The organism is Trinickia diaoshuihuensis (assembly GCF_003390925.1).
GTDB lineage: Bacteria > Pseudomonadota > Gammaproteobacteria > Burkholderiales > Burkholderiaceae > Trinickia > Trinickia diaoshuihuensis.
On record NZ_QUBS01000048.1, the window covers coordinates 1 to 19,869 of the forward strand.

Below are 19,869 nucleotides of genomic sequence, written 5' to 3' on the forward strand. Positions count from 1 at the left end.
ACTGATGGAGCATGTGGCCAAGGGCGATCAGCACAAGATCCTCGAAGAGTGCACGCTGCCGCTCACGGGCGTGGGCGTGGTCAATCGGATCATCACCGACCTGGGCGTGATCGACGTCACCGATGCGGGCCTGAAACTCGTCGAACTCGCGCCGGGCGTGACCGTCGATGAGATCAAGGCGAAGACGGGCGCGCCGCTCGATACGAGCGCGGTGAACTGAACCGGGGCTCGCGCGCGGCGGATGCCATCGCGCCGCGCCATGTCCATCCGAGGACGACGATACGATGACTGAGACGACGCCGACCGCCGCCGCGAATCCCGCGGCGGCTCCCGCTCCCGTGCAACGTTACGTGCAATGCGCGAGCCCCACGGGCCTGCATCGGATGGCTTACACGGAATGGGGCGATCCCGCCAACAAACGCGTGCTGGTCTGCGTGCACGGACTCACGCGTTCGGGGCGCGATTTCGATCGCGTCGCGGCGGCGCTCGCCGACGTCTATCGCGTCGTTTGTCCGGACGTCGCGGGCCGCGGCCTGTCCGATTGGCTCGGCGATCCGAACCGCTACGTCGTGCCGCAATACGTTGCCGACATGGTTACCTTGATCGCGCGGCTCGACGTCGAGTCGGTCGACTGGTTCGGCACGTCGATGGGCGGTGTGATCGGCATGACGCTGGCGGGCTTGCCGGGTTCGCCGATCCGCAAATTGCTGGTCAATGATATCGGACCGCATATCGAGCCCGGCGCGCTCGACCGGATTCGCGACTACCTCGGCAAACCCGGGACCTTCGGGACGCTGCGCGAAGCCGTCGATTACGCCGCTTCGCTCGCGCCGGGTTTCGGGCCGTTGAGCGCGGACGAGTGGTACGAGATCAACGCGCCGCTGATGCGCCAGCGCGAGGACGGCGCCTGGGTCTTGCGCTACGACCCGGCGATCGCGCAGCCGTTCGCTGCCGTCAACCCCGACGCCGGGCTCGGCGCGGAGCAGCTTTTGTGGCGCTTGTTCGAGGCGATTCCGGGCCCTGTGCTGGTCGTGCGCGGCGGCGAGTCGGATCTGCTGTCGACGCAAACCGTCGCCGCCATGGTCGAGCGCGGCCAAGCGGTGTCGAGCGTCGAAATCGCAGGGGTGGGCCATGCCCCGGCGTTTCTCGATGCGGGGCAAATCGGCATTGCGCGCCGTTTCTTCGTCGGCGACGACGGGTACGCGTCATAATAGCGGTTTGCGGCCGCATGCGGCCTTCGGAAATTTTTCGTACCCGATCAGGACTTCACATGGCAGTCATTCGTCATCACGTCGGCAACCGCCTCTCGGAAATCGCGATTCACAACGGCACGATCTACCTGGCCGGGCAGATCGCCGAGGAGACGAGCCAGGACATCCGCGGGCAGACGCGCGAAGTGCTGGGCCATATCGATCGGCTGCTCGCCGAAGCGGGCAGCGACAAGTCGCAACTGCTGTCGGTGCAGATTTACTTGGCCGACATGAACGACTTTCAAGGCATGAACGCGGTCTGGGACGAGTGGGTCCAGCAAGGCGCCACGCCGCCGCGCGCCACCGTGGAGGCGAAGCTCGCCAATCCGGCATGCCTCGTCGAAATCGTCGTCGTCGCGGCCCAGCGCGGCTGAGCAATCGAACCTCGCAGTTCCCGTCCCACGCAAGAGAGTCGAACGATGAACGCCGATACGGTCGTCGCCGGCGCGCCGTCGTTGCCGTCATTTGAAGATGCGCTCGCTTTCGTGCGCGAGCACGCGGGCGACGCGCGTCTCGCGTCCGGCGAATTGCTGGCCGAACATGCGGCGGGCACCGCGTCGATCGTCGGCAAGCTCAACGTCGATCCGCCCGCAGTGTTGGCCGCGGCGTTGTTCGCGTTGACGCCGCATCTCGCCGAGCCGGAACGGGTCATCGCCGAGCGTTTCGGCGAAGAGGTGGGGCAACTCGTGAGCGACGTGCGCAAGCTGCTCCGGCTCGGGACGGTCAGCTTGAAAGCGGCGAGCAACGCCATGCCGGAGGCGGGCCGCGATGCGCAGGCGGCGCGCCGCGCGCAAATCGAGGCGCTGCGCAAGATGTTGCTCGCGTTCGCGCAGGATATTCGCGTGGTGCTGATCCGGCTCGCGTCGCGCTTGCAAACGCTGCGCTACTACGCGGCCGCGAAACTTTCGCCCGGAGCCGACGTGGCCCGCGAGACGCTCGAGATCTACGCGCCGCTCGCGAATCGGCTGGGCATTTGGCAATTGAAATGGGAACTCGAGGATCTCGCGTTTCGTTTCGAAGACCCCGATACCTATAAGCGCATCGCGAAGCTGCTCGACGAGAAGCGGGTCGAGCGCGAGTCGTACGTCGCGCAAGCGATCGAGCGGTTGCAGCAAGAACTCGCGGCGGCGCATATCGAGGCCGAGGTCAGCGGGCGCCCGAAGCACATCTACAGCATATGGCGCAAGATGCGCGGCAAGGCGCTCGACTTCGCCGAGTTGTACGACGTGCGTGCGTTCCGCGTCATCGTTCCGGACATCAAGGATTGCTACGCGGTGCTCGGCATCGTCCACAATCTTTGGCAGCCCGTGCCGAAGGAATTCGACGATTACATCTCGCGGCCGAAGCCGAACGGCTATAAGTCGTTGCATACGGTCGTCATCGGCGACGACGGTCGCGCGTTCGAAGTGCAAATCCGCACGCACGAGATGCATCGCTTCGCAGAGTACGGCATCGCCGCGCATTGGCGCTATAAGGAAGCGGGCGTCCGCGGCTACGGCGGGCAGTTCAGCGCGAGCGAGAAATACGATGAGAAGATCGCGTGGCTGCGCCAGTTGCTCGCGTGGAAGGAAGACGTCGCCGAAGGCGAGCCCGCGGCGGCGAGGCCCTGGGAGCAATTGCGCCATGCCACGCTCGACGACGACCACATCTACGTGCTCACGCCGCAAGCGCGCGTGATCGCGCTGCCGCAGGGCGCGACGCCGCTGGACTTTGCCTATCACTTGCATAGCGAACTCGGTCACCGCTGCCGCGGCGCGCGCGTCGACGGCGCGATGGTGCCGCTGAACAAGCCGTTGCAGAACGGCCAGACGGTGGAGATCGTCGCGGTGAAGGAGGGCGGCCCTTCGCGCGATTGGCTCAATCCGCAACTCGGCTATTTGCAGAGCAATCGCGCGAAGCAGAAGGTGCGCGCGTGGTTCAACGCGATCGAATTGCAAGAGCACATCGCGACCGGCCGCGCGATGGTCGAAAAGACCCTGCAGCGCGAAGGCAAGACGTCGGTCAATCTCGATCAGCTCGCGGCGAAGCTCGGCTTCAAGTCGACCGACGATCTATTCAACGTCGTCGGCAAGGAAGAGTTCAGCCTGCGCAACGTCGAGCAGGCGCTCTCCGATACGGCGCCGCCCGAGCCGCAAGCCGATACGCCCGAGCAATTCGAAAAGCGCGGCAGCGGCGCGAGCGTGGCGCGCGGCGCGTCGACGGGCGTGCTCGTGGTCGGCGTCGATGCGTTGCTGACGCAACTTGCGCGCTGCTGCCGGCCAGCGCCGCCCGACGAAATCAGCGGCTTCGTCACGCGCGGCAAGGGCATGTCGATTCATCGCAGCGATTGCGCGATGTTCCGGCGCATGGCGGCGGGGGCGCCCGAGCGCGTGCTGGCCGCCGCCTGGTCGGCCGACGTGATGGTGGGGCGTGGCTCGTCGGTGTATCCGGTCGATATCACGATCGAGGCGCAAGACCGGCAAGGGCTGCTGCGCGATATCTCCGAAGTGTTCGCGCGCGAGAAGATGAATGTCGTCGGCGTGAAGACGATGAGCCGGCGCACGAGCGCGTTCATGCAATTCACGGTGGAAGTATCGAGCTCCTCGCAGATCCAGCGCGCCTGCACGCTGCTCGGCGAAGTAGCCGGCGTCGTCAGCGCGACGCGCAAGTCTTAGCTTTTTTCATGTGAAAGCATAAAAGTACTTGCCAAGGTTCAATAGGGTCCATATAATCGCTTCTTCTTCAGGCTCGTAGCTCAGCTGGTTAGAGCACCACCTTGACATGGTGGGGGTCGTTGGTTCGAGTCCAATCGAGCCTACCAACGAAAATCGAATGCCCGGTCCGCCGGGCGTTCAGCAGCAGTCAAAGGCGCGAGAGCGCACAAGGCGAATACGGTTATGACACCGCGAACGTTGACCGAAACCTTTTCGGAGCGACGCTAGTCGAGGACCTCTTTCGCCCTGTTAGTCTGCTTGTCAGTGAAAGTGAATGCGGCCCCTCGAAAGCGGGGCCGCATTTTTTTTATCCGTCTTTTGCTTGGCAAGTCTTGCTGTTTTGGTTTGTTGCCGCCAATCGATTGTTTTTGATGCCGCGCGCGGCATCTCGGAGAGAACGCAATGGTTTCGATACGCCTGCCCGACGGTTCGTCTCGACAATACGATCACCCGGTGACGGTGGCGGAAGTCGCTGCCTCGATCGGTCCGGGTCTCGCGAAGGCCGCGCTCGGCGGCAAGCTCGACGGCGAACTCGTCGATACTTCGACGCTGATCGAGCGCGACGCCTCGCTCGCGATCGTCACGGAGAAGGACCCGGACGGCCTCGATATCATTCGCCACTCGGCGGCGCACTTGCTCGCATACGCCGTGAAAGATCTCTATCCCGAAGCGCAAGTGACGATCGGGCCTGTGATCGACAACGGCTTTTACTACGACTTCGCTTATCAACGGCCGTTTACGCCCGAGGATCTCGAGAAGATCGAAAAGCGCATGCTCGAGCTCGCGAAGAAGGACGAGCCTGTGTCGCGCCGTGTCGTCTCGCGCGATGAAGCGGTGGCGTACTTCAAGAGCATCGGCGAGAAATACAAGGCCGAGATCATCGAATCGATCCCGGCGAGCGACGAGATCAAGCTCTACTCGCACGGCGGTTTCACCGATCTGTGCCGCGGCCCGCACGTCCCGTCCACGGGCAAGCTGAAGGTCTTCAAGCTGATGAAGGTCGCGGGCGCCTACTGGCGCGGCGACTCGAAGAACGAGCAGTTGCAGCGCATTTACGGCACGGCTTGGGCGAAGAAGGAAGAGCAAGATGCCTATCTGCATATGCTCGAGGAAGCCGAGAAGCGCGATCACCGCAAGCTCGGCCGCCAGCTCGACCTGTTCCATCTGCAAGACGAATCGCCGGGCATGGTGTTCTGGCATCCGAAGGGCTGGTCGCTGTGGCAGCAGGTCGAGCAGTACATGCGCCGGCGCGTGAATGCCGACGGCTATCTCGAGATCAAGACGCCGATGATCATGGACCGCTCGCTGTGGGAAGCGTCGGGCCATTGGCAGAACTATCGCGAGAACATGTTCACGACGGAGTCGGAAAAGCGCGACTACGCGATCAAGCCGATGAACTGCCCGGGCCACGTGCAGGTGTTCAAGCACGGCTTGCGTTCGTACCGCGACTTGCCGCTGCGCTACGCCGAGTTCGGCTCGTGCCATCGCAACGAGGCATCCGGCGCGCTGCATGGTTTGATGCGCGTGCGCGGCTTCGTCCAGGACGATGCGCATATCTTCTGTACGGAAGAGCAGTTCATCGAGGAGTCGATCAAATTCAATACGCTCGCGATGAGCGTCTATCGCGATTTCGGCTTCGAGAACATCGATATCAAGCTCTCGCTGCGTCCGGAGCAGCGCGCGGGGACGGATGAGACGTGGGATCGCGCCGAGGAAGGCTTGCGTCAAGCGCTGACGGCGTGCGGCCTTAAGTGGGAAGAACTCGAAGGCGAGGGCGCATTCTACGGCCCGAAGATCGAGTACCACATCAAGGATGCGCTCGGCCGGTCGTGGCAGTGCGGTACGCTGCAGCTCGACATGGTGCTGCCGGAGCGGCTCGGCGCCGAGTACGTGGCCGAGGACAATAGCCGCCGCCGGCCCGTGATGTTGCACCGGGCGATCGTCGGTTCGATGGAGCGTTTCCTCGGGATTTTGATCGAGCACCATGCCGGCGCGATGCCGCCGTGGCTGGCGCCGACGCAGGCCGTCGTCATGAATATCGCCGAAAGCCAGGCCGAGTATGCGCAGAGCTTGGCCCAAACGTTGCAAAAACAAGGGCTTAGAATCGAGCTCGATTTGCGCAACGAGAAAATTAGCTATAAAATACGCGAGCATACGCTCGAAAAAGTGCCGTACCTGCTCGTGGTAGGCGACAAAGAGCGTGAAGCACAAACGGTAGCCGTGCGTGCCCGTGGCGGTGTCGATCTGGGCGTCATGCCGATCGATACCTTCGTTGAGCGCCTGCGTGAAGACGTTCAGGCGTTCAAGTAAGCCACTGCGGCAGCGCGGCTCGTTTTTTTAATTTTTAGAGGAAACGGAACATCGCTACTGATAAGGGGCACCGCATCAACGGTGAGATTACCGCACCCGAGGTGCGTCTAGTCGGAGTCGACAACGAACCGCTCGGCATCGTGAAACTGGCTGATGCTTTCCGCATGTCGGAACAGCAGGACGTCGATCTGGTGGAAATCGCCCCGCAGGCGGTCCCACCGGTCTGCCGTTTGATGGATTACGGCAAGTTCAAGTACCAGGAAGCGAAGAAGCAGCACGAGGCGAAGCTCAAGCAGAAGGTCATCCAGGTCAAGGAAGTGAAGTTCCGCCCGGGTACCGATGACGGCGATTACAACGTCAAGCTGCGTAATCTCGTGCGCTTCCTAGAGGACGGCGACAAGACGAAGATCACGTTGCGTTTTCGCGGACGCGAAATGGCGCACCAGGAAATCGGCATGCGGATGCTCGAGCGTTTGCGCACCGACCTCGAGGAAGTAGGTCAGGTCGAGCAAATGCCGAAGATGGAAGGGCGCCAGATGATCATGGTGCTCGCGCCGAAGAAGAAGAAGTAGCGTTCGGCGCGCCGCCGATTGGCCCATAGCGGGCGGATGGCGGTGTGTGCGACGAAGCAGTTAGAGAAGTAGAAGTGCCTAGCAGGTTTCGGAGCGGCGCCCGGCGGTATCGGGTGCCGCTCCTGAAAACGCGGCGGCCGGCAACGGCTGAGCCGCAGACAAGTGGACTGGGTTTCAAAGGGCGGAGCTAGGGCTTTTGGCCGGCCGCACACCCATCGCCATCAAATAACGGAGTTGTTCGTCATGCCTAAGATGAAGACCAAGAAGAGCGCCGCAAAGCGCTTCGTGGTGCGTCCGGGCGGTACCGTCAAGCGCGGTCAAGCCTTCAAGCGCCACATTCTCACGAAGAAAACCACGAAGAATAAGCGTCACCTGCGCGGTTCGGCAGCGGTGCACGAGTCCAACTTGGATTCCGTGCGCGCGATGATGCCCTTCGCCTAACCCTCAACCTTTACTCATAGGAGCGAAACATGCCTCGAGTCAAACGTGGGGTTACGGCACGTGCCCGCCACAAGAAGATCATCAACCTGGCCAAGGGTTACCGCGGCCGCCGCAATAACGTCTACCGCATCGCGAAGCAAGCGGTCATGCGCGCGGGCCAATACGCCTACCGCGACCGCCGCAACAAGAAGCGCGTATTCCGTGCGCTGTGGATCACGCGTATCAACGCGGCCGTCCGTCAGCACGATATGACGTACAGCGTGTTCATCAACGGCCTGAAGAAGGCCTCGATCGAACTCGACCGCAAGGTGCTGGCCGATATGGCCGTGTTCGACAAGGCTGCTTTTGCCGCGATCGTGAAGCAGGTGAAAGCCGCCGTTGCAGCCTAATTGATCAATTAGTCACTGCGTGGTTCGTCTGGAGCGCCGGGGCAAGCCGGTGCTTCGGACAAGAAAACGGGGCTCCTCACCGAGCCCCTTTTTTTTGCTGGCCGCACTTACGTAAAACACCGACGTTGAAATGATGGGATCAATGGATCTGGACCGGATTGTCGCCGACGCGCAAGAAGCTTTCTCGCAAGCTGCCGATAGCGTCTCGCTCGAAAACGAGAAGGCGCGTTTTCTCGGCAAGGCGGGCATGTTGACCGAGCTGCTCAAGGGGCTCGGCAAGCTGGACCCCGAGGCACGCAAGACCGAGGGCGCGCGCATCAACGTCGCGAAGCAGCAAGTGGAAGCGGCGCTCACCGCGCGGCGCGATGCGCTCGCGCAGGCATTGCTCGAGCAACGCCTGACCGCCGAGGCCATCGACGTCACGCTGCCTGGCCGCGGCATCGGCGCCGGCAGCTTGCATCCCGTGATGCAAACGTGGGAGCGCGTGGAACGGATTTTCGGCTCGATCGGCTTCGACGTCGCCGACGGCCCCGAGATCGAAACGGATTGGTACAACTTCACGGCGCTCAATAGCCCGGAAAACCATCCGGCGCGGTCGATGCAAGATACGTTTTACGTCGACGGAAAAGACGCGGGCGGACGTCCGCTGCTGTTGCGCACCCATACGAGTCCGATGCAAGTGCGCTACGCGCGCAGCAATACGCCGCCGATCAAGGTCATCGTGCCGGGCCGCACCTATCGCGTCGACAGCGATGCGACGCACTCGCCGATGTTCAATCAGGTCGAGGGTTTGTGGATCGAGGAGAACATCAGCTTCGCCGATCTGAAAGGCGTCTATACCGATTTCCTGAAGAAATTCTTCGAGCGCGACGACATTCTCGTGCGCTTTCGGCCTTCGTATTTCCCGTTCACCGAACCGTCGGCCGAAATCGATATGAAGTTCGAGGAAGGCAAGAACGCGGGCAAGTGGCTCGAGATTTCGGGTTCGGGCCAAGTGCATCCGAACGTCATCCGCAATATGGGCCTCGATCCCGAGCGCTATATCGGTTTCGCGTTCGGCAGCGGGCTCGAGCGTCTGACGATGCTGCGCTACGGCGTGCAGGATCTGCGGCTGTTCTTCGAGAACGATCTGCGCTTCTTGCGGCAATTCGCGTAACGCGCCTCTAGCGCGTACCTACAGCCGCAAGCGGTGCCTGGGCCGAGCGAGCGCCCGCCCGAGCATGGACCCACTCCTTCGAACGTAGACACACATGCAATTCCCTGAATCCTGGCTCCGAACGTTTGCCGATCCGCAACTGACGACGGAGGAACTGTCGCATGCGTTGACGATGGCCGGCCTCGAAGTCGAATCGTTGCGACCGGCCGCGCCGCCCACGACGAAGATCGTCGTCGGCCGCGTGCTCGAAGTGGTCAAGCATCCGGACGCCGATAAGCTCAACGTCTGTCAGGTCGATGCCGGCACGGGATCGACGCTCAATATCGTGTGCGGCGCGCCGAACGTCGCGCCCGGGATCAAGGTGCCCGTCGCGCTGGTCGGCGCACAGTTGCCGCCGGCCGAGGAGGGCGGTGCGCCGTTCGCGATCAAGCTGTCGAAGCTGCGCGGCGTGCAAAGCGAAGGCATGCTCTGTTCTGCACGCGAACTCAAGCTCTCGGAAGATCACAGCGGCCTCATGATCTTGCCCGAGGACACGCCGATCGGGCAGGACATTCGGGAAGCGTTGAACCTCGATGACACGGTGTTCGAGATCAAGCTGACGCCGAACAAGGCCGATTGCCTCTCGGTGTTCGGCGTCGCGCGCGAAACGGCGGCGATTACGGGTACGCCGCTCAAGCCGCTCGCGATCGAGCCGGTGCCGGTGAAACTGACCGAGCGTCTGCCGGTGAAAATCTCGGCTCCCGATTTGTGCGGCCGTTTTTCAGGCCGCGTGATTCGCGGCGTGAATGCGCGCGCGAAGACGCCGCAATGGATGGTGGAGCGGCTCGAGCGCTCCGGGCAGCGAAGCATTTCCGCGCTCGTCGACATTTCAAACTACGTCATGCTCGAATTGGGCCGTCCGTCGCACGTGTTCGATCTCGACAAGATTCACGGCGGCATCGAAGTGCGCTGGGGGCGCCGCGGCGAAAGTTTGAAGCTGCTCAACGGCAATACCATCGAGCTCGATGAATCCGTCGGCGTGATCGCCGACGATCGTCAAGTGGAGAGCCTCGCCGGCATCATGGGCGGGGATAGCACCGCGGTGACGCTCGATACGACGAACGTCTATCTCGAAGCCGCCTTCTGGTGGCCCGATAGCATTCGCGGCCGCGCACGCAAGTACAACTTCTCGACCGACGCCGCCCATCGCTTCGAGCGCGGCGTGGATTACGACACGACCGTTGCGCACATCGAGCGCATTACGCGTTTGATTCTCGACATCTGCGGGGGCGAGGCGGGTCCCGTCGACGATCAGGTCGTCAATTTGCCTCAGCGCCTGCCGGTGACGATGCGTGTGGCGCGCGCGCAGCGCGTCATCGGCGTTGCGATCGATGCCGATGAGATGGCGCGAATCTTCACGCGTCTTGGGCTCGAATACGAATTCGACGGCGAGATCTTCGCCGTGACGCCGCCGTCGTATCGCTTCGACATCGAGATCGAGGAAGACTTGATCGAAGAAGTCGCGCGCATCTACGGTTTCGAAAAGATCCCGGCTCGTCCGCCCGTCGCAGCCAATGCAATGCGCGCGACGAACGAGACGTGCCGCTCGATTCACACGCTGCGTCACGCGCTAGCCGCGCGCGACTATGCGGAAACGATCAACTTCAGCTTCGTCGACGAAAGCTGGGAGCGCGACTTCGCGGGCAACGATACGCCGGTGCGCGTGATCAATCCGATCGCCAGCCAGTTGTCAGTGATGCGCACGACGTTGTTCGGCAGCCTCATCGAGGTCTTGCGCCACAATCTGAACCGCCGTGCGGATCGCGTCCGGGTGTTCGAGGCAGGGCGCGTGTTCTTGCGCGATGCTTCGATCGGTGCGAGCGAGATGACCGTCGAAGGCTATGCGCAGCCGAAACGCATCGGTGCGCTCGCGTATGGTCCGGCCGCGGAAGAGCAGTGGGGCTTGCCGACGCGCATGGTCGACTTCTTCGACGTAAAGGGTGATGTCGAGGCGCTGTTCGCGCCGCGCGTCGCGCGCTTCGTGAAGGCGGAACACCCGGCGTTGCATCCGGGGCGCAGTGCGCGGATCGAACTGGACGGGCATGCCGTGGGTTGGATCGGCGAGTTGCATCCGCGCTGGATGCAGCAATACGACCTGCCGCATGCGCCGATCCTATTCGAAATCGATGCGCAGGCATTGATGGGACGTGCATTGCCGACGCTGGCGGAAGTCTCGAAGTATCCGCCGGTTCGGCGCGATATCGCGGTGGTCGTCGACCAAAACGTCGAGGTTCAGGCGTTGCTCGACGAGATGCACAAGGCGCTCGGCGAAGAGGCCTGCAAGTTTGTACAAAGGGTTGCGCTCTTTGATGAATTTCGTGCAAAATCAAGCACTTCCGGTGGGCTGGCGGCGCACGAGAAAAGCCTTGCCTTCCGCGTGACCCTGCAAGATACTGGCGGCACGCTGCAGGACGAAACGGTCGATTTGGCCGTCAAGACCTTGGTGGATTGCTTGGCTCGAGTTTACGGTGCGCGGTTGCGAGGATAGGCGCGGGAACGCTCGCGAGAGCGTTCGTGCGGTGCGTCGCCGTCGGTTAGTCGCCGTTTTTAGACATGAACGAAATGAACTCGAGTGATTTCGAAGCCCTACTTGCGGCGCAGCGTGGCGCCATGATTCGCGAAATACCGACACCGTCCATCGGCGTCTCCACTTCCCCGGAAACGCCGACCTTGACCAAAGCCGAATTGGCCGAGCTGCTGTTCGATAATGTGGGACTGAACAAGCGCGAGGCCAAGGATATGGTCGAGGCGTTCTTCGAGGTGATCCGCGATGCGCTCGAAGGGGGCGACAGCGTAAAGCTGTCCGGCTTCGGCAATTTTCAGTTGCGTGACAAGCCGCAACGGCCTGGGCGCAATCCCAAGACGGGCGAGGCGATTCCGATCGCGGCACGTCGTGTCGTAACGTTCCATGCAAGTCAAAAGCTGAAGGCGCTCGTCGAAAACGGCGCCGAAGCGGCGCTGCCGCGCTGATCGCGAGGCTCCGACGCGTTGCAGTGTGCCTTCCACCACGACGGTTAACCGACGATGACTACGACGGTCGAGAAAGTCGTCTTGCCTCCGATCCCGGCGAAGCGTTACTTCACGATCGGTGAAGTCAGCGAGCTGTGTGGCGTCAAGCCCCATGTGCTGCGGTACTGGGAGCAAGAGTTCACGCAGTTGCGACCGGTGAAGCGCCGCGGCAACCGTCGTTACTATCAGCACCACGAGGTGCTGTTGATACGCCGTATTCGAGAACTGCTCTACGAGCAGGGCTTCACGATCAACGGCGCGCGCAATAAGCTCGATGCGCGCGGCGCCGTGATCGAGGACGAGGCGAGCGCGAAGCTCGATGCGCAGGGGCAGCAGGAAGCGGCGGCTGCATCGGCGGCGCCTGCGCAAGCAGGCGGGGACGTCGATGTCGGGCAACTGAGGAAGGATCTGATCGGCATCATCGAACTGCTGCGTAGATAGTTTCGCGTGGGTGGTTCTATTTAGTGAAAGTGTCTGTTATACTTTCATGCTTTCGGGGCGTAGCGCAGCCTGGTAGCGTACCTGCATGGGGTGCAGGTGGTCGGAGGTTCAAATCCTCTCGCCCCGACCAGATTGAAAAACCCGCGACAGCTTAGGCTGCCGCGGGTTTTTTCTTTGGTGCGCGGAGGGTGGCTCGCGTCCAGCGAGTCTAGCCGCCGCTGCCTTGCTCCCGTAGCGGGTTTTGCGTTTGCTGCCCCTGCTGAAAGGCGGAAATGACCGCCTGCGTGATCCCGAGATGGGACGGTTGTGCCGCGTAGTACGCAGCCACGACTGTACCTGACACCGCAATGACGATCGTCGTCGTGGCGAGCCACATATGAGCCTTGAGGTTCGAAGCGCTCTTCGCTGCCGCGGCCACTTGCTGGGCGATCAATTCAATTCGCTTGTCCCGTTCATCGAGCCGCTTATCGCGTTCCTCGAGTCGCTTGTCTCGTTCCTCGAGCCGTTCGTCGAGTCGCTTGTCTCGCTCCTCGGCGCGTATCACATATGCATCCAGCCGCTCTCCCATTGCGGCGATACGTGCATCCATACGCGCTTCGATAGCCTCGATGCGTGCTTCGAATTCCCCTCTTAATACCGTACTCATTTCGTCCGCCCGCTCGAAAGTGACATGCTGCTTCGCGTTCCACTGGTCCCAAGCAATGAGTAACGGCTTGAGCATTGCGGTTCCCGTGTATCCGCTTGCTCACTGGTCCGCGAATTTCCTCGTCAGGTACTCAATGAAGACGCGTTCGCGCAGGGGTTGATATCTGCGCGGCGGGTACAGCACGAAGAGCTCATGCGGCGATGCGCGCCATGCCGGCAAGATGCGTTCCAGCCGCCCATCTTCGAGCAGATCTGCGACGAGCCAATCCGGCGCGACCCCCACGCCCGCGCCGGCGAGCAATCCTTCGCGAATCGCCAGCGAATTGTTGATGCGATAGCGCGCCTGCGTAGCGACGGTCGTTTCCCGTCCGTCGCGATGACAAAGCGTGAGCGAATCGCCTTGCGTGAGCCATGCGAAACGTAGATACGCGTGCTTGACCAAATCCTGTGGCCGGCGAATGGCAGGATGCGCTCGGATATACCCGGGCGACGCGACGACCGTCCGTTGATAAGCGGCGATCGGGCGCGCGACGACATCGGGAGGCAATTCGCCGCCGATCCGCAGCGCGACATCGACGCCTTCGACGGTCAGGTCGACGATCCGATCGTTCAGCGTCATATCGACTTGGATATCCGGGTAGTGCTCCATGAATTCGAGCACGAGCCTATTCAGATGCAAGACACCGAAGCTAACGGGGGCGGCCACGCGCAGCCGTCCCTCGGGCCGTTCGATCAAGCCACGCACATCGGCTTTGGCTTCGTCGTAAGCTTCGACCATTTGGCGTGCACGGAGATAGAGGCGCTCTCCTTGTTCGGTGCACGACAGCGAGGTGGTGGTGCGTACGAGCAGACGCGCGCCCATCTCGGCTTCCAAGCCGGTGATGATCTTGCTGACGGTGGGCTGCGTCGTGTCGAGTTCGCGCGCGGCGGCCGATAAGCTGCCGAGTTCCACTGCGCGAATGAAAGTCCGCATCGCTCTGATTGGGTCCATATGAGTGCTTGGGCGCGAGGAGGTTGTCGTTCGTGGTGGGGCAGGCTTTCCGATCGTCTGAAAGTTTTCGTCTCGGCGGCGAGCATATCGCATCTATCCATAGACATTCTGAAACGGAATGACTTATATGCAAATTTGCCTTCTTCTACGAGAAAGAGGAATGGCCTAACTTGGCGTCTCCCGACTAGGAGCGACAAGATGAAAACCCAACCCCTTTCCCACGTTTTGAGTCAAACAGCAAGGAAGTTGGTGTCCGGCGCCTTGCTCACCGGTGCCGCCGCGGTCCAACCCGCTCACGCCGCTTGGGTCGATACGTGGGCCGCGAGCGTTCAGCCCATTTGGGCTGCCGATGCCTTACCGCTGCCTACCGGGATTCCCGATACTTTGGAGCAGAGCACGGTACGCCAGCTCGTCCGCGTGAGCATCGGGGGCCGGCGGATTCGCCTTGCCCTGTCGAACGAATACGGAGCTACGCCCGTGGTCGTCGGCGGCGCGCATGTCGCCGCACTGTCCAATGAACTAGCGACAATCGATACATCCACCGATCGAACAGTGACCTTCGGCGGCCGGCCGGCAACAACGATTGCGCCGGGCAAGCGCGTCGTATCCGATCCGATCGATATGCCCGTACCCGCGCTCGCGCCGCTTGCCGTGAGTGTGTACTTGCCGCAGCGTACGCCGCTCACGACGTTCCACTGGGACGGCCGGCAACAAGCGCAAGTGGTATCCGGTAACCATCTCAGCGATCCGAAGCTCGCCGGACCCGCGCCGCTCGATGCGAGACTGCTGCTCAGCGAGGTGCTCGTCGACGCGCCAAACAAAACCGACACCATCGTCGCACTAGGCGATTCGATCACGGATGGCCGCGGCACGACGATGGATGCCGATCGTCGTTGGACCGACGACCTCACGCGTAGCCTGGCTAACAACCATGTCCCGGTAATCAACGCCGGCATTTCCGGGGGCCGGTTGCTGAGCGACGGCATGGGCGTGAGCGGGCTCGCGAGACTAAACCGCGACGTGCTTGCCCGCCCAAACATCAAGACCGTTATCGTGCTGCTCGGCACCAACGACATCGGTTGGCCCGGCTCGAGCTTCGCGCCGAACGAAGCGCCGATGAAGGCGCCCATGTTGATTGCCGGCTATCGTCGATTGATCGAGCGCGCTCATGCAAGGGGCGTGCGCGTCGTCGGCGGCACCATCGCGCCGTTCGAGGGGGCGCTGGAAGGCACCGACGTGCACGGGTATTACACGCCAGACAAGGATAAGGTTCGCCAAGAAGTCAACGCATGGATTCGACAGAGCGGGGTATTCGATGCGGTAGCCGACTTCGATTCCGTCTTACGCGATCCCACGCACCCCACGCGTTTGTTGCCCGCGTTTGATGTGGGCGATCACCTTCATCCGAACGATGCCGGTAATGCGGCGATGGCGAAGGCGTTGAGCCCCGCGATAGTGTTCGGTCATTAACGGATAGGATGACGATCGCAGCGCGGCGGACAATGTATGGGCCGCCGGCTGCGAACGAACCGGAGAGCCGGCACCCGATAGTGCCGGCATCCCGGCTGCTAGCCGCCTTACATCAGCAGCGAGTCGGCGCTCGCCCCGCGCAGCGGATAGGCGGTCACGACCATCCCGTTTTGTCCCAAGACGATACGGATATTCCTGACGGCGAACGGAACATTGCCGTTCATGAAGACGAAGTATTGAAACGTGCGAACGACGTTGCCGTTACGCGCGCGCGATTGGGTAAAGCGTGCGTTTGGGTCCGTCAGCGCGGCCATGATCACATCGATCAACAATTGCCGGTTGTCGACCGGCAGCCCTTTGAGCGTTTCCCAATCTTGCCGATGTCCCGCATTTTCGTTACCGCCGCCCCCGGGGGACCAGATGTGCTCGACGCCATAGGGAAAGCGCGATACCCCGCCGCGAAGCGCCGGATCGTTGATGAACACGAAGCCGAGGTTGTCGCCCGTAGGTGCGGCGTCTCGGCCGATTGCCGCGGTGAACGTTGCGAACTGATCCTCCGCTATACCGCGCGGCATCCCTCTGCCTGTATTTCTGAACTCCCTGGTGAATCGATTGAATTGCTCGGTTCCGCGCCGGCTGTAGCGGTCCCGGCTGGCGACATGCGGCGACAGCGCAACGATTTCTCCCCTTTCGTGCAGCAATGCTTTTGCTGCGCGGACGCACTTTCGGACGCGATCGCCCGGGGCGTCGTGTGCTTTATCGTTCTCGACGCAACTCGCCTTGACGAGCTTTTGCTTGTGCTTCTTTCTCTTTTTCTTGACCGGTTCCTGCGGCTCTGCATGCGCATCGGACACATGCACGACGGCTTGTGCGGTGTTCAACGCATTTTCGGCGCGAACGAGGTCGGCGTTCAGCCATCGATCCAATTCGTCGTTGCCTGTGTGCAACGTGCCCGGGCCAGGGCGGTCGGCGTCGTACATGCGTTCGATCTGCGCAAGCAACTCCTCGATTTGCGCGGGCGTCAGATCGCCGAGTGCGGCGGCGGCGCGCCTGTCGGCGTTCGTGCAAGCCGTATCGCCTGCACTTTCGAGGTGATTGGAATTGCAGAACTCAATATCCATCGCGACATCGAAGGCGTCCGCGGCGCCCAACTCTTCCGGCTCCCTCGCGGCCGCCTCGAATACGGTCGAGTCGGGCAGGCGCGGAATATCTTCGTGGTTCGCCACTTCCACCAAGGGTAGCGGTGCCGCCACGTCCTGATTCGGATGCGGATCGAGCGTGCATAGATCCGATCGGCCGAAATAGACTTCCAAAAGCGCAGGAAACAGCAAATTGCTCATCTCATAGGCGACGTTCGTCATGCAGCGCTTATCGCGCCGCCGCCCACCCGGCTCGCCGCTTAAGTCGACGGTTCGCTGTTCCACGAACGGCAATCGATGCGGGAAGGCGTCCGGCAGCGAGAACGACGCATTCGATTCGCGCATCATCCCGGCGCGGACGGGTTGTTCGCGCCAGGCGGTCCAGTCACGCGCGCTCACCGAGAGCATCAAACCATCGGCCAAAGAGCGGCCTTTGAGGACATGCATGCCTTGAACCGTCGCCTCGTTGAGCGTTAGCGTCAAATTGGCTCTGTTTTCCGTTTGAGTACCGTTATCGAGCCGAGGCACGACATACAGCGTGACGAGCACGTGCGTTGCCTTCGGCGAGATGCGTCTGCCGATGTCGACGATTTGAGACCACCTGGGATCGTCGTTGTTAGGCCGTATCGATTCTTTATTCGTGCCTCGGAACGGCGTTTCCGATTGCGCGGCCGAAGACCTGCCATAACCGACGAGCACGGCATGGTTGAACAAATTGAACGTCAGGTAGGCCGAGCCGTTCGCCAACGCGACTGCGGACGTGGTATTGCCCTTGGCCGGTATCAGCAGGCGGATCGAACGCATACGATCGGTACCGGCCGCGGGGGTGTCGGTAGCCGGTGACTTCGAAGCGGACCCGAGGAAACCGGGGAATGCGACGGTATCGACTTGTTGGGCGATTCGAACACCCGTCGATAGCGATTCTTCTCTCACGCGATAGTGGCCCGACTCGGCCAGGGCGTCGAACGAAAAGGCTAGGGAAGCGCACAGCAGGAACGCGCGTGCGCGAGCAGGGGAGCAACTGAACATCTATGCCTCGTTGAATAAGTGTTATGCGGTCGAGCGCGTCTGAAAGGCGGCGTCGAACGCGAGGCGAAGGCTAGCCGTTCGGCGAGTCGTATTCGCTCGCCGGCGAAATTCTCGGACGGATCCGAGCTTGACAACACCCGATCGATCGGGCCCAGGGTGGACGAAATCCCGCGCGCGTTTACACGATTTTTATACGGGTTCGCTCACTCTTAGCGTGGCGTTTACTCGATCTCGTCTACGCTTCACGCTGTCCTGATCCGCTACGGGAGAACACAACAATGGACTTTATGTACCTAGTCGGCATAGCCATCTTTTTGGGGCTATGCGTGGCGCTGGCAGCCGGTTGCGACAAGCTTCGCGGCCGCGGACCGGGAGGCCGGCCGTGATTGCTTGGATGATGTGGCTCGCAGGGGCTTCGACGCTGCTATTGCTGGCGTACCTCGTCTACGCGCTGTTGCGCGCGGAGGATCTGGAATGAACGCCAATAACTTTCTCCAAACCGCTCTTTTTATCGTCGTGTTGATCGCGCTGGCCTTTCCGGTCGGCCGATATATGAGCGCTGTGCTCGAGGGCTCGTCCGTCGTCGTCCGCAAAGTCGGCCGCCCGCTCGAACGGTTGCTCTATAAAATCGCCGGCGTCGACGAGCAAGCCGAAATGTCGTGGAAGCACTATACGCTCGCCGTGCTGCTGTTCAATGCGCTCGGCACCTTGGCCGTCTATGGCTTCTTGCGTCTGCAGCAATGGCTGCCCGCGAATCCGCAGGCGTTCGGGCCGATGACGCCCGATGCGGCGTTCAACACGGCAGTCAGCTTCGTCACGAACACGAACTGGCAGGATTACACGCCCGAGTCGACCGTCAGCTATCTGACGCAAATGGCTGCCTTCACGGTGCAAAACTTCCTGTCCGCCGCAACGGGCATTGCCGTCGTCATCGCGTTGATTCGCGGTTTCGCGCGTCACACGATGCAGACGATCGGCAATTTCTGGGTCGACCTTACCCGCATCACGCTTTACATCCTCGCGCCGCTTGCGACGATCATCGCCTTGGTGTTTATCAGCCAGGGTGTGATTCAGAACTTCAAGTCGTATCAAGACGTTCCGACGCTGCAAGTCACGACCTACCAAGCACCGAAAACCGATGCGCAAGGCAACCCGGTGAAGGATGCCAAGGGCAACCCGGTCATGCAGGACATGAAGGCCGATAAGCAGACACTTGCGATGGGCCCCGTGGCCTCGCAGGAAGCGATCAAGATGCTCGGCACGAACGGCGGCGGATTTTTCAACGCGAACTCAGCCCATCCGTACGAAAATCCGACGCCGCTTTCGAACTTCGTGCAGATTTTGTCGATCCTCATCATCCCGGCGGGCTTGTGCGTCGTATTCGGCCGCATGATCGGCGATCGACGGCAAGGCTATGCGGTGCTCGCGGCAATGACGATCGCGTTTGCGGTCGCCTGTTGGGGCGAAATCGCCGCCGAGCAAAGCGGCAATCCGCTGTTCGCTTCGCTGCACGTCGACCAAAACGCAACGGCCATGCAGCCCGGCGGCAATGCGGAAGGCAAGGAAGTGCGCTTCGGCATCGCGCAGACAGGCATCTTCACGGTCGCGACGACGGCTGCCTCGTGCGGCGCGGTGGATGCGATGCATGACTCGCTCACGCCGATGGGCGGCTTTACGCCGTTGCTCTTGATGCAGCTCGGCGAAGTGATCTTCGGCGGTGTCGGCTCGGGCTTATACGGCATGCTCGTATTCGCGCTTTTGGCCGTGTTCGTGGCGGGTCTGATGATCGGCCGCACGCCCGAATACGTCGGCAAAAAAATCGAAGCCTACGAGATGAAGATGGTGTCGATCGCGATTTTGCTGACGCCGTTGCTGGTCCTCGTCGGCACGTCCATCGCCGTGCTGTCGCCGCTCGGCACGGCCGGCATCTCGAACCCGGGCGCGCACGGCTTCTCCGAAATCCTCTATGCGTTCAGCTCGGCCGCCAACAACAACGGCAGCGCGTTCGCGGGCCTAACCGTCAGCACGCCGTTCTATAACGTACTGACCGCGATCGCCATGTGGTTGGGCCGCTTCGGCACGATCGTCGCGGTACTGGCCATCGCCGGTTCGCTCGCGAATAAAAAGCGTATCGCCGCCACGTCCGGCACTTTGCCGACGCACGGGCCGCTGTTCGTCGTCCTGCTGCTCGGCACGCTCGTGCTCGTAGGCGCGCTCACCTATGTGCCCGCATTGGCGCTCGGCCCCGTTGCCGAACATCTCACGATGATCTCGGGTCATTGATTTCGAGGAAAG

Annotated in this window: 18 protein-coding genes and 2 tRNA genes; 17 read left to right on the plus strand and 3 right to left on the minus strand. The window is 61.8% G+C overall.

Translation table 11 applies throughout. The features are described from left to right. The 14 genes from DXT59_RS10340 to DXT59_RS10410 all read left to right on the plus strand — a co-directional run. Positions 1–220: CoA-transferase (locus tag DXT59_RS10340; RefSeq protein ID WP_275895772.1), on the plus strand; the 220-nt coding region annotated here is incomplete at its 5' end. 64 nt (positions 221–284) lie between these two features. Then, positions 285–1,211 carry an alpha/beta fold hydrolase gene (locus DXT59_RS10345; RefSeq protein ID WP_116136820.1) on the plus strand — a complete coding sequence of 309 codons (927 nt, stop codon included), beginning with the start codon at positions 285–287 and terminating at the stop codon, positions 1,209–1,211. A 59-nt stretch (positions 1,212–1,270) separates the two neighbouring features. After that, the gene (locus DXT59_RS10350) at positions 1,271–1,624 is read left to right on the plus strand and encodes a RidA family protein (RefSeq protein ID WP_116136821.1); all 354 of its coding nucleotides are present in this window, start codon (positions 1,271–1,273) and stop codon (positions 1,622–1,624) included. A 45-nt stretch (positions 1,625–1,669) separates the two neighbouring features. After that, entirely contained in the window at positions 1,670–3,904 is a 2,235-nt protein-coding gene (locus DXT59_RS10355) for a RelA/SpoT family protein (RefSeq protein WP_116136822.1), read from the plus strand. A 69-nt stretch (positions 3,905–3,973) separates the two neighbouring features. Next, positions 3,974–4,050: transfer RNA gene (locus DXT59_RS10360), tRNA-Val, on the plus strand. Positions 4,051–4,345: 295 nt separating this feature from the next. Then, on the plus strand, positions 4,346–6,253 hold the full coding sequence (thrS, locus tag DXT59_RS10370) for a threonine--tRNA ligase (RefSeq protein WP_116136823.1): 1,908 nt from the start codon (positions 4,346–4,348) through the stop codon (positions 6,251–6,253). Positions 6,254–6,303: 50 nt separating this feature from the next. Beyond that, positions 6,304–6,825 (plus strand): translation initiation factor IF-3, encoded by a 522-nt coding sequence (infC, locus tag DXT59_RS10375; protein ID WP_116136824.1) that lies wholly within the window; start codon positions 6,304–6,306, stop codon positions 6,823–6,825. Between the two features lie 243 nt (positions 6,826–7,068). Next, positions 7,069–7,266 (plus strand): 50S ribosomal protein L35, encoded by a 198-nt coding sequence (rpmI, locus tag DXT59_RS10380; protein ID WP_102648611.1) that lies wholly within the window; start codon positions 7,069–7,071, stop codon positions 7,264–7,266. Positions 7,267–7,295: 29 nt separating this feature from the next. Continuing rightward, entirely contained in the window at positions 7,296–7,655 is a 360-nt protein-coding gene (gene rplT, locus DXT59_RS10385; protein WP_004192938.1) for a 50S ribosomal protein L20, read from the plus strand. Between the two features lie 142 nt (positions 7,656–7,797). After that, positions 7,798–8,811 carry a phenylalanine--tRNA ligase subunit alpha gene (gene pheS / locus DXT59_RS10390; RefSeq protein WP_162878026.1) on the plus strand — a complete coding sequence of 338 codons (1,014 nt, stop codon included), beginning with the start codon at positions 7,798–7,800 and terminating at the stop codon, positions 8,809–8,811. Between the two features lie 94 nt (positions 8,812–8,905). Continuing rightward, the gene (gene pheT / locus DXT59_RS10395; protein ID WP_116136825.1) at positions 8,906–11,338 is read left to right on the plus strand and encodes a phenylalanine--tRNA ligase subunit beta; all 2,433 of its coding nucleotides are present in this window, start codon (positions 8,906–8,908) and stop codon (positions 11,336–11,338) included. Between the two features lie 65 nt (positions 11,339–11,403). Then, positions 11,404–11,820: an integration host factor subunit alpha gene (locus tag DXT59_RS10400; protein ID WP_116136826.1), complete on the plus strand. Its 417-nt coding sequence runs from the start codon at positions 11,404–11,406 to the stop codon at positions 11,818–11,820. A 54-nt stretch (positions 11,821–11,874) separates the two neighbouring features. Then, positions 11,875–12,300: a MerR family transcriptional regulator gene (locus DXT59_RS10405; RefSeq protein WP_116136827.1), complete on the plus strand. Its 426-nt coding sequence runs from the start codon at positions 11,875–11,877 to the stop codon at positions 12,298–12,300. A 53-nt stretch (positions 12,301–12,353) separates the two neighbouring features. Then, positions 12,354–12,430: transfer RNA gene (locus DXT59_RS10410), tRNA-Pro, on the plus strand. Between the two features lie 78 nt (positions 12,431–12,508). On the opposite strand, the gene DXT59_RS10415 is transcribed toward DXT59_RS10410, so the two are convergent. Both DXT59_RS10415 and DXT59_RS10420 read right to left on the minus strand, forming a co-directional pair. Continuing rightward, on the minus strand, positions 12,509–13,021 hold the full coding sequence (locus tag DXT59_RS10415; RefSeq protein ID WP_116136828.1) for a hypothetical protein: 513 nt from the start codon (positions 13,019–13,021) through the stop codon (positions 12,509–12,511). A gap of 24 nt (positions 13,022–13,045) precedes the next feature. After that, positions 13,046–13,918: a LysR family transcriptional regulator gene (locus DXT59_RS10420; protein WP_240324466.1), complete on the minus strand. Its 873-nt coding sequence runs from the start codon at positions 13,916–13,918 to the stop codon at positions 13,046–13,048. A gap of 216 nt (positions 13,919–14,134) precedes the next feature. On the opposite strand from DXT59_RS10420, the gene DXT59_RS10425 reads away from it, so the two are divergent. Further along, a complete protein-coding gene (locus tag DXT59_RS10425) occupies positions 14,135–15,406 on the plus strand; it encodes an SGNH/GDSL hydrolase family protein (RefSeq protein WP_116136830.1) in 1,272 nt (423 codons plus the stop codon). Between the two features lie 107 nt (positions 15,407–15,513). Here the strand turns inward: DXT59_RS10425 and DXT59_RS10430 are convergent, their stop codons facing one another. Continuing rightward, positions 15,514–17,574 carry a hypothetical protein gene (locus DXT59_RS10430; protein ID WP_116136831.1) on the minus strand — a complete coding sequence of 687 codons (2,061 nt, stop codon included), beginning with the start codon at positions 17,572–17,574 and terminating at the stop codon, positions 15,514–15,516. A 385-nt stretch (positions 17,575–17,959) separates the two neighbouring features. Here DXT59_RS10430 and DXT59_RS10435 point away from each other — a divergent pair, with 385 nt between their 5' ends. Then, entirely contained in the window at positions 17,960–18,052 is a 93-nt protein-coding gene (locus DXT59_RS10435) for a potassium-transporting ATPase subunit F (RefSeq protein ID WP_102648608.1), read from the plus strand. After that, complete coding sequence (gene kdpA / locus DXT59_RS10440) at positions 18,049–19,857, plus strand: potassium-transporting ATPase subunit KdpA (protein ID WP_116136832.1); 1,809 nt, start codon at positions 18,049–18,051, stop codon at positions 19,855–19,857. The genes DXT59_RS10435 and kdpA overlap by 4 nt, the downstream gene beginning before the upstream one ends. Positions 19,858–19,869 lie beyond the last annotated feature (12 nt).

Excerpts from the sequence above, each read along its gene's own strand:
- DXT59_RS10345 (WP_116136820.1), top strand. The coding sequence starts at position 285 with ATGACTGAGACGACGCCGACCGCCGCCGCGAATCCCGCGGCGGCTCCC.
- DXT59_RS10350 (WP_116136821.1), top strand. The coding sequence starts at position 1,271 with ATGGCAGTCATTCGTCATCACGTCGGCAACCGCCTCTCGGAAATCGCG.
- DXT59_RS10355 (WP_116136822.1), top strand. The coding sequence starts at position 1,670 with ATGAACGCCGATACGGTCGTCGCCGGCGCGCCGTCGTTGCCGTCATTT.
- thrS (WP_116136823.1), top strand. The coding sequence starts at position 4,346 with ATGGTTTCGATACGCCTGCCCGACGGTTCGTCTCGACAATACGATCAC.
- rpmI (WP_102648611.1), top strand. The coding sequence starts at position 7,069 with ATGCCTAAGATGAAGACCAAGAAGAGCGCCGCAAAGCGCTTCGTGGTG.
- rplT (WP_004192938.1), top strand. The coding sequence starts at position 7,296 with ATGCCTCGAGTCAAACGTGGGGTTACGGCACGTGCCCGCCACAAGAAG.
- pheS (WP_162878026.1), top strand. The coding sequence starts at position 7,798 with ATGGATCTGGACCGGATTGTCGCCGACGCGCAAGAAGCTTTCTCGCAA.
- pheT (WP_116136825.1), top strand. The coding sequence starts at position 8,906 with ATGCAATTCCCTGAATCCTGGCTCCGAACGTTTGCCGATCCGCAACTG.
- DXT59_RS10400 (WP_116136826.1), top strand. The coding sequence starts at position 11,404 with ATGAACGAAATGAACTCGAGTGATTTCGAAGCCCTACTTGCGGCGCAG.
- DXT59_RS10405 (WP_116136827.1), top strand. The coding sequence starts at position 11,875 with ATGACTACGACGGTCGAGAAAGTCGTCTTGCCTCCGATCCCGGCGAAG.
- DXT59_RS10415 (WP_116136828.1), bottom strand. The coding sequence starts at position 13,021 with ATGCTCAAGCCGTTACTCATTGCTTGGGACCAGTGGAACGCGAAGCAG.
- DXT59_RS10420 (WP_240324466.1), bottom strand. The coding sequence starts at position 13,918 with ATGCGGACTTTCATTCGCGCAGTGGAACTCGGCAGCTTATCGGCCGCC.
- DXT59_RS10425 (WP_116136830.1), top strand. The coding sequence starts at position 14,135 with ATGAAAACCCAACCCCTTTCCCACGTTTTGAGTCAAACAGCAAGGAAG.
- DXT59_RS10430 (WP_116136831.1), bottom strand. The coding sequence starts at position 17,574 with ATGTTCAGTTGCTCCCCTGCTCGCGCACGCGCGTTCCTGCTGTGCGCT.
- kdpA (WP_116136832.1), top strand. The coding sequence starts at position 18,049 with ATGAACGCCAATAACTTTCTCCAAACCGCTCTTTTTATCGTCGTGTTG.